General features: G+C 68.5%; 1 protein-coding gene. It reads left to right on the top strand.

Annotated features, from left to right (window positions below):
• Nucleotides 1-116: 116 nt before the first annotated feature.
• Entirely contained in the window at nt 117-1,268 is a 1,152-nt protein-coding gene (locus tag ACLHRZ_RS42475) for an ISAs1 family transposase (protein WP_490423996.1), read from the top strand.
• Nucleotides 1,269-1,282: the final 14 nt, after the last annotated feature.

Genomic DNA, 1,282 nt, shown 5'->3' with positions numbered 1-1,282 from the left:
GCGTGAGTGTGCAGGTCACGGCGGTGTGACGATGCCGGGAGGGCGCGCGACCGGACGCAACGAAGCTCCGTTGTGGAGGTGACCTTGCCAAGTCGCCTGTGCCCAACGGAGCTTCGATGTGCCGTCAGTCTGCCACCGTCTGTCTGGTCAAGTCGCCCACCCGTCAGCACCGTTCGACCGGTGGGCTGGCCGATCGGCTGGCCACGCTGGCCGATCCGCGGTGCCGGCGGGGGAAGCGTCACCCCTTCGTGGCGGTGCTGCTGATCGCCTGCTCCGCCGTGATGTGCGGCGCGAGGAGCTTCGTGGCGATCGATGAGTGGGCGGCCGAGGCACCCCAAGATGTCCTGGCCCGGCTCGGTGCCCGTACCGCGACCGCCCTGGCCGTGCGGGTCCCGCCCAGTGGTGCGACGATCCGCCGGGTCATCAAGGACACCTGCCCCGGCGGCCTGGCCGACCTCCTCGGCCACGACCCGGCCGGCACCGACACCCTCGCAATCGACGGCAAGAGCGCCCGCGGCTCGCGCCTCGGCGCCATCCCGGCTGCCCATCTGCTGGCCGCGATGACCGGCACCGGCATGACCGTCACCCAGCTCAGGGTCCCCGAGAAGACGAACGAAATTACCTGCTTCACCGCCCTCCTGGACCCCTATGACCTGCGAGGAGTCATCGTGACCGGCGACGCACTGCACACCCAGCGCGACCATGCTCGCTTCCTCATCGACGTCAAGAAGGCCCACTACGTCTTCACCGTGAAACGCAACCAGAAGAACCTCCACGGACAGCTGCGCACCCTGCCCTGGGAGAAGGCGACGGCGAAGTTCTACGACCGCACCACCGGCCACGGCCGCAAGGAGACCCGTGTGGTGCAGGCCCTGACCGTCACCGACCTCGGGGTCGACTTCCCGCATGCCGCCCAGGTCGCCAAGGTCGTACGCCACCACACCGACACCAAGACCGGCAAGCAGAGCCGCGAGACCGTCTACGTGATCACTGACCTGACCAGCCGCCAGGCGTCTCCGGAGCGGATCGCGAAGATCTTGAGGGCACACTGGGTGATCGAAAACAGGCTCCACTTCGTCCGGGACACCGCCTTCCGCGAAGACGCCTCCAAGATCCGCACCGGGCACAGCCCGGAGAACATGGCCACCCTGCGCAACTTCGCCATCAACCAGCTCCGCACCGCCGGCCACACCAACATCGCCGCCGGACTCCGCACCACAGCCCTCCGCCCCTACGAACGCCCCCTGGCCGCCCTCGCACTCAACTGACCTGCGCCAACGCA

The sequence above is a fragment of the Streptomyces sp. AM25 genome, from assembly GCF_058146165.1.
This window is presented reverse-complemented; position numbering and strand designations above follow the sequence as displayed.